Annotated in this window: 1 protein-coding gene; it reads right to left on the bottom strand. The window is 73.5% G+C overall.

Translation table 11 applies throughout. The features are described 5' to 3' along the window. Window positions 1-13 precede the first annotated feature (13 nt). A complete protein-coding gene (locus PUR26_RS34075) occupies window positions 14-7,894 on the bottom strand; it encodes a type I polyketide synthase (RefSeq protein ID WP_329878707.1) in 7,881 nt (2,626 codons plus the stop codon). Window positions 7,895-8,153 lie beyond the last annotated feature (259 nt).

The raw sequence follows: 8,153 nt of genomic DNA, 5'->3' as shown, positions 1-8,153 counted from the left end.
GTTGGCCTGGAACTCAGTTCTCTTCGGTACGCGCGGATTCCTCGGCGAGCACGAGCCGCACCAGATCCTCTGCGTCCATCTCGTCGATGCGCTGCGCGGCGGCGAGCAGCTCCTGCGCGCGCTCCGCGTCCTGCGCGGTCGTGCCCGCCCCGCCGTCCACCGCGTCACCGTCGTCCCGCGGGACGTCCTCGTCCGACGCTTCGGCCAGCAGGTGGTCCACGAGCTTCTCCAGCGTGGGGTGATCGAAGATCACCGTGAGCGGCAGCCGCAGCCCCGTGTCGGTCTGGAGCCGGTTGCGCAGCTCCACCGCGATCACCGAGTCGACGCCCAGCTCCTTGAACGGCGCGCGGTCACCGACCGCGTCCGCGCCGGCGTGCCCCAGCACGGCCGCCACCTGCGCCCTGACCAGCCCGGAGGCGAGCTCCCGTCGCTGCCCCGGGTTCAGACCCGTGAGCCGCTGCGCCAGTGTGGCCGACTCGGCGGGCCCGTCCTGGGCCTCGTCGGGCCGCGCCTCCCGCAGCGCCCGGCGCACCTCCGGCACACCGGTGAGCAGCCGGCTGGGCCGCTGCGCCGTGAACGCCTGGAAGAAGGCGTCCCACTCCACGTCCACCAGGACCGGTGACGTCTCGTCGTGGTCCAGCGAATGCTGGAGGGCCACCATGGCGCGCTCGGGGTCGAGCAGCCGGATCCCGTGCCGGACCACCGACTCGTCCATGCCGTCGCGCGACATCATGCCGTCGCCCGCCCAAGGACCCCAGATGACCGACGTGGCCGGCAGCCCCAGCGCCCTGCGGTACTCCGCGAGCGCGTCCAGGTAGGCGTTGGCCGCCGCGTAGCCGCCGTTGCCGGCGCTGCCCCACATGCCCGAGACCGACGAGAACAGGACGAACGCGTCCAGCTTCCGCTCGCGCGTCAGCTCGTGCAGATGCAGGGCGGCGTCGGACTTCGCCGCGAGCACCTCCGCGAAACGACCGGGCGTCAGCGACCCGAGCGGGGTGTTCTCGATCACCCCGGCCGTGTGGACGACCGCCCGCAGCTCGCTGCCCTCCGCGTCGAGCGACGCCAGGAGCCCCGCCAGGGCGTCCCGGTCGGCGACGTCGCAGGCGACGGTCGTCACCCGGGCCCCCTGCGCGCCCAGCTCCGCCTCCAGCACCACCGCGCCCGGCGCCTCGGGACCGCGCCGGCTGGCCAGCACGATGTGCTCGGCGCCGTTCGCGGCCAGCCAGCGCGCGGTATGGGCGCCGAGGGCGCCCGTACCGCCGGTGACCAGTACGGTGCCCCGGGGTGTCCAGGGCCGCTCCGCGGCGGCCCTGCGTCGCGGCGCCCGCACCAGCCTGCGGGCGAACACGCCCGCCCCGCGCACGGCCACCTGGTCCTCGGCGCCGTCTGCGCCCCCGGCGTACTCGCCCACGGCGGCCAGCACGGCGGGCAGCTGACCCGCCACCGCCTCGGCCGCGTCGGCCGGAAGGTCGATCAGCCCGCCCCAGCGCTGGGCGTGCTCCACGGCGGCGACACGGCCCAGGCCCCAGATCCGCGCCTGTCCGGGCGCCGTCACCGAGTCACCGGCGCCGACGGCCACCGCACCGCGGGTCACACACCACAGCCGGGCCGTGACACCCGCGTCGCCCAGCGCCTGCACCAGCGTCAGGGTGTCCGCGGCGTTCCCGGACGACAGGTCCTGCGCCGCACCGACGGGCGCCAGTGCCAGCAGCGAGAGCACACCGGCAGGTTCCGCCCCCTCGGCGGCCACCGCCCTGATCCGCTCCGTGAGTTCCTTCCGGACGGTGCCCCCCACGACAGTCAGCGGCACCACCTCGGCGCCGCTCCTGCTCAGCGCCTCCGTGCAGGCCGCCACGGCCTCCCGCGCCCCGTCGCCGTCGGGGACCGCCACCAGCCAGCGCCCGGCCAGGGTGACGGGCGGAGCCTTCGGCAGCGGCTCCCAGGCGACCTGGTAGCGCCAGGAGTCCACGATGGCCCGCTCGTTGTGGCGTCGGCGCCAGGCGGCCAGCGCCGGCAGCAGCCCGCGCAGCTCCTCCGGGTCGTCGAGCCCCACCTCCGCGGCCAGTGCCCGCGCGTCACCGGACTCCACCACCTGCCACAGCCGCTGCTCGGCCTCGTCGTGGGCCACCGGCGCGTCGGCCGCCGGCTCCGGCGCCGTCAGCCAGTACCTCTGGTGCTGGAAGGCGTAGGTGGGCAGGTCCACGCGGCGCGCGCCGGAACCGGCGTACACCCGGGCCCAGTCCACCGGGGCCCCGAGCACATAGGCCTCGGCGAGCGACGTGAGGAAGCGCTTCGCCCCGTCCTCGCCGCGCCGCAGTGAACCCACCACCGCACCGGACGCGCCGAGCGTCTCGATGGCCTCAAGCGCCCCGGCGTTCAGCACGGGATGCGGGCTGACCTCGATCAGCAGCGTGTGGTTCTTCTGAAGGATCGTGCCCATGGCCCGCTCGAACTGGACCGGTTCACGCAGATTGCGGTACCAGTACTCGGCGTCGAGTTCACGCGTGTCGAGGAGTTCCCCGGTCACCGTCGAGTAGAAGGGAAGCCCGGCCGGACGCGGCTCGATCCCGCTCAGCGCCTCCAGCAGCGGCTCCCGGATGGCCTCGACCTGCGCCGAGTGCGCCGCGTAACTCACCGGGATCCGCTTGGCCCTCGTGCCCTGGGCGGCACACGCGGCCAGCAACTCCTCCAGGGCGTCGGGCTCGCCGGACACCACCACGGCCGAGGGACCGTTGATCACGGCCACGTCGAGCCGCTCGTCCCAGCACGGCAGCCGCCGTACCGCGTCGGCCGAAAGCGACACCGACACCATGCCGCCCAGCCCGGAGATCGCCGTCAGGGCCTGGCTGCGCAGGGCGACGATCCGTGCGGCGTCCGCCAGGGACAGGCCCCCCGCGACACAGGCCGCGGCGATCTCGCCCTGGCTGTGCCCGACCACGGCGCTCGGCCGCACTCCGTAGGACTCCCACAGCGCCGCCAGCGACACCATCATGGCGAACAGCACCGGCTGGACGACGTCCACCCGTTCCAGCGTCGGCGCGCCGGGGACACCGCGCAGCACATCCAGCAGCGACCAGTCCACCACCGCGCCGAGCGCCTCGTCGCACTCCCGCATCCGCTCCCGGAACACCGGGGAGGAGTCCAGCAGACGGACCGCCATCCCCTCCCACTGCGCCCCCTGGCCGGGGAAGACGAACACCTGCTCGCCGCCGCTCACGGCGACGCCGCTCACCACCGCGTCCGAGGGGCCGCCGCGCGCCACGGCGTCGAGCGCGGCGGCCAGGGCGTCGTGGTCCTCGCCGAGCAGGACGGCACGGTGTTCGAACGCGGCCCGGGTCGTCGCCAGGGACAGTCCCGTGTCGGCGACAGCGGGCCGCTCGGGGGCGTCCAGACGGGTGCGCAGCGCGGCGGCCTGGCCGCGCAGGGCCTGCGGTGTCCGGGCCGACAGCGGCCACGCCACCATCGCGCCCGCGTCGGTCCCGGGCGCTTCCACGCTCCGTTCAACGACCTCTTCCGGGGCCTGTTCGAGGATGGCGTGCACATTGGTGCCGCTGATGCCGAACGAGGACACGCCCGCGCGGCGCACCCGCTCGCCCCTCGGCCACTCCACCGCGTCCGTCAGCAGGGACACGGTCCCCGACGACCAGTTCACATGGGGGGTCGGCGCGTCGATGTGCAGGCTGGCGGGCAGCCGGCCGTGGCGCATCGCCATCACCATTTTGATCACTCCGGCGATGCCGGCGGCCGCCTGGGTGTGGCCGATGTTCGACTTGACCGAGCCCAGCCGCAGCGGCTCGGCGTCCGAGCGGTCCTTGCCGTACGTGGCGAGAAGGGCCTGCGCCTCGATCGGGTCGCCCAGCTTCGTGCCGGTGCCGTGCGCCTCCACGGCGTCGATGTCGGCCGGGGCGAGACCGGCGTTGGCCAGCGCCTGCCGGATCACCCGTTCCTGCGACGGCCCGTTGGGGGCGGTCAGACCGTTGCTGGCCCCGTCCTGGTTGACGGCCGAACCGCGGACGATCGCCAGTACCTCGTGCCCGTGCCGACGGGCGTCGGACAGCCGCTCCAGTACGACCATGCCCACGCCCTCGCTCCAGCCGGTGCCGTCGGCCGCGGCCGCGAACGGCTTGCAGCGGCCGTCGGGCGCCAGCCCGCGCTGCTGGGCGAACTCCACGAACATGCCGGGGGTGGGCATCACCGTCACGCCACCCGCGAGCGCCATGGTGCACTCGCCCTGCTGGAGCGAGCGGCTCGCCAGGTGCAGGGCCGCCAGCGACGACGAGCAGGCCGTGTCCACGGTGAGCGCCGGGCCTTCGAGCCCGAGGCTGTAGGCCACCCGGCCCGAGATCACACTGGCGGTGTTGCCCGTCAGCAGGTAGCCCTGCGCGCCCTCCACCGGCTGGCCGAGCCGGGGCCCGTAGTCCTGCGCGGTCGCACCGGTGAAGACGCCGACCTGGCCGCCCCGCAGCGAGGTCGGGTCGATGCCCGCGCGCTCCAGCGCCTCCCACGAGGTCTCCAGCACCAGCCGCTGCTGCGGGTCCATCGCGAGGGCCTCACGCGGGCTGATACCGAAGAACGCCGCGTCGAACGCGGCCGCGTCGTACAGGAACCCGCCGTCCCGCGCGTAGGTGACGTCGGGGTTCTCCGGGTCGCGAAGCTCGTCGTCGCCCCAGCCGCGGTCCGTGGGGAAGCCGGATATGGCGTCCTTGCCCTCGGCGATCAGCCGCCACAGGTCCTCCGGCGAACGCACGTCCCCGGGGAACCGGCACCCCATGCCCACGATCGCGATCGGCTCGTCGTGGACGCCCGCCCCCGACGGCTGCCACACGGCCGCGTCCCTGTGCTCGCCGCTCAGTTCCGCGCTCAGGTGACGGACCAGTTCGGCCGGCGTGGGGTGGTTGTAGACGAGCGTGGGGGACAGATCCGTCAGTCCCGTCGCCTCGGCCACCCGGGTCTGGAACTCGACCGCCGTGAGCGAGTCGAACCCCAGCTCCTTGAACGTCCTTCCGGTGTCCACGCCCGCCGACGAGAGATGACCGAGGACCGTCGCCGCACAGGTGCGCACCAGCTCCAGCAGATCGCTGTCCGACAGCGTCCGGGGCGGCCGGCCGGAGGAACCGGGCGTCTCCGCCGCCCGCGCGCCGGAGCCGGTCCCGTTCCCGGCGGTGCCCGCCGCGCCGTCCGTGGCGGAACCCGACGGCGCGGCCGCGTCAACGCCGCCGACCGTGTCGAGCCAGTACGACTGACGCCGGAAGGCGTACGTGGGCAGCTCGACGTGGGCCGCGCCGGCCCACCCGGCGAACACCTCCCAGTCGACCTGCTCCCCGCGCACGAAGACCTCGGCGAGACCGGCGGCGACGGTGCGGTCCTCGGGCTGGCCGTCCCGCAGCAGCGGCACGACCGCCGTGGCGGACCCCGCGCCGACGGCCGCGAGGCTCTCACGGGTCATCGCGGTCAGCCCGCCGGGACCGAGCTCCAGAAAGGTGGTGACCCCCTCGGCCGCCAGCACCCGCACGCCGTCGAAGAAGCGCACGCCTTCCCTGATGTGGCGCACCCAGTACTCGGGTGAGCACAGCTCCTCGGCGGTGGCGATGCGCCCGGTGACGTTGGACACCACCGGGATCACCGGCTCGTGATACGTCAGCCGCCGTGCGACGTCCAGGAACTCGTCGAGCACGCCGTCCATGTGCGACGAGTGGAACGCGTGGCTGACCCGCAGCGCCTTGGTCCGGCGTCCCAGGGCCGCGAACCGCCCGGCGATCTCCGCCGCCGCCTCGCCGTCACCGGAGATCACCACGGTGCGCGGGCCGTTGACGGCGCCGACGGAGACGAGCTCCTCATGGCCGGCGAGCGCCTCGCGCGCCTCCGCCTCGGTCGCCTCCAGGACGATCATCGCGCCGCCCTCGGTGGCCTGCTGCATCAGCCGCCCCCGGGCCGCCACCAGCGTGCACGCGTCCTCCAGGGACAGCACTCCGGCGGCGTGGGCGGCGGTGAGTTCGCCGATGGAGTGGCCGATGAGGTGGCCGGGCCGTACACCGGACCGCTCCAGCAGCCGGAAGAGCGCCACCTCCAGGGCGAAGAGGGCGGCCTGGGTGAACCATGTGCGGTCGAGCAGGGCGGCGTTCGGGCTGCCCGGCTCGGCGAAGATCAGGTCCTTGAGCCGGTGGGGAAGATGGGCGTCCAGCCGCTCGCACACCTCGTCGAGGGCCTGCGCGAACGCCGGGACCGTCTCGTACAGGTGGCGGCCCATGCCCGGCCGCTGGCTGCCCTGTCCGGTGAAGAGGAACGCCGTCGAGCCGGCGCCCCGGGACGAACCCCGGACCACGTTCGGCGCGGGCAGGTCGCGGGCCAGGGCGCCGAGCCCGTGCAGGAACTCGTCGGGTGCGGAGCCCAGCACCACCGCGCGCTCCTCGAACGCCGTGCGGCGGCCGGCCAGCGCGGCACCGATGTCGGCGGCGCCGCGCCCCGGGCGGGCCGATACGTGTTCGGCGAGCTGCTCCGCCTGGGCGCGCAGCGCCTCGCGGGACCGTCCGGAGACCACCCACGGCAGTACCGACGGGCCCTGGGCGGGGGAGAGCTCGCGCGACGGGGCGCCGCTGTCGGTGGTGACCGCGTCGGACAGCACGACATGGCAGTTGGTGCCGCCCATGCCGAAGGAACTCACACCGGCGAGGACCGGTCCCTCGGTTTCGGGCCAGTCGCCGAGGGACGTCTGCACCCGCAGGTTCAGCCTGTCGAAGGGGATGTCGGGATGGGGTGTGACGAAGTTCAGGCTGGCCGGGATCTTCCGGTTCCTGATGCTCAGCGCGGTCTTGATGAGCCCGGCGACACCGGCCGCGGCCTCAAGGTGGCCGATGTTGGTCTTCACCGAGCCGACCGACAGGGGCGCCCCGCCGGACCTGGCGGCGCCGAGCACCGCGCCGAGCGCGGCCGACTCGATCGGGTCGCCCTTCTTCGTTCCGGTGCCGTGCAGCTCGACGTACTGCACGTCCGCCGGATCGACCCCGGCCTTCTCGTACGCCTCGCGCAGGACGGCTTCCTGGCTGCGCGACGTGGGCACGGTCAGCCCCAGCCCCTCGCCCGCGCCGTCGTTGTTGACGGATGTGCCCTCGATCACGCAGTAGACGCGATCGCCGTCCGCCAGGGCCCGTGACAGGGGCTTGAGCACGACGACGCCGGCGCCTTCACCACGGACGTAGCCGTTGGCCCGGGCGTCGAACGTGAAGCACCGGTGGTCGGGCGACAGGCCGCCGAACTTCGACGAGTAGTGGGTGCTGTCGGGCGTGATGTTGAGGTTCACGCCACCGGCCAGCGCGACGGTGGCCTCGCCCCGCCGCAGGCTCTCGCACGCCATGTGGACCGCCACCAGCGACGACGACTGGCCCGTGTCGACCACCATGCTCGGCCCGCGCAGATCGAACGCGTACGAGACCCGGTTGGCGATGATGCTGCGGTGCAGCCCCGTCATGCTGTGCTGGGTGGCCGATCCGGAGCCGCGCTGGTGCAGCAGGGTGGCGTAGTCGTCCCAGATGGCTCCGACGAAGACCCCGACCTTGTCCTCGGCAAGCGTCGAGGGCACGGTGCCCGCGTCCTCGAACGCCTCCCAGCTCAGCTCCAGGATCAGCCGCTGCTGGGGGTCCATCGCGGCGGCTTCACGCGGGGAGATGCCGAAGAAGTCCGGGTCGAAACGGTCGACGTGCTCCAGGAAGCCACCCGGGCGGTCGGCGACCCCCCGGCCGGGCGGAGGGTCCGAGATCGCGTTCCCGCCCGTGCTGAGCAGCCGCCAGTAGGCGTCGGCGTCCGGCGCACCGGGGAACCGGCAGGCCAGGCCGACTATCGCGACGGGCTCGTCTTGGCTGCTGACCGAAGTGCGTGATGGTGTCCGGGCGGCGCGCATTGAACTCCCCATTCAAGGGCCGGGGCGATGAGTTGGACGGCGCGCCCCCTGGGGCGTGCCGAAGCGTTTCTCTCCCGCGCAGCACAACGAAACAAGTGCAATGCCCTCCCCCGTAGTGGCGGTACTGGCGTGCGATTTCGCGCTGCAAGCGGACCGACGATCTTGAAGATACAAACTGGCGAGTCGGTTCGTCAATGGAGAACTACCCCACGGGGTATCCCTGGTTACGGCATTCCGTAGTGTTATGTCTGGTTCCGCT

This window comes from Streptomyces sp. SP18CS02 (assembly GCF_036322365.1).
Classification (GTDB): Bacteria; Actinomycetota; Actinomycetes; order Streptomycetales; family Streptomycetaceae; genus Streptomyces.
The sequence above is the reverse complement of the archived record's forward strand: the minus strand, read 5'-3'. Positions and strand labels throughout refer to the sequence as shown.

What these genes read in the sequence shown, in the direction of transcription:
- PUR26_RS34075 (WP_329878707.1), bottom strand. Translation starts at nt 7,894, where the DNA reads ATGCGCGCCGCCCGGACACCATCACGCACTTCGGTCAGCAGCCAAGAC.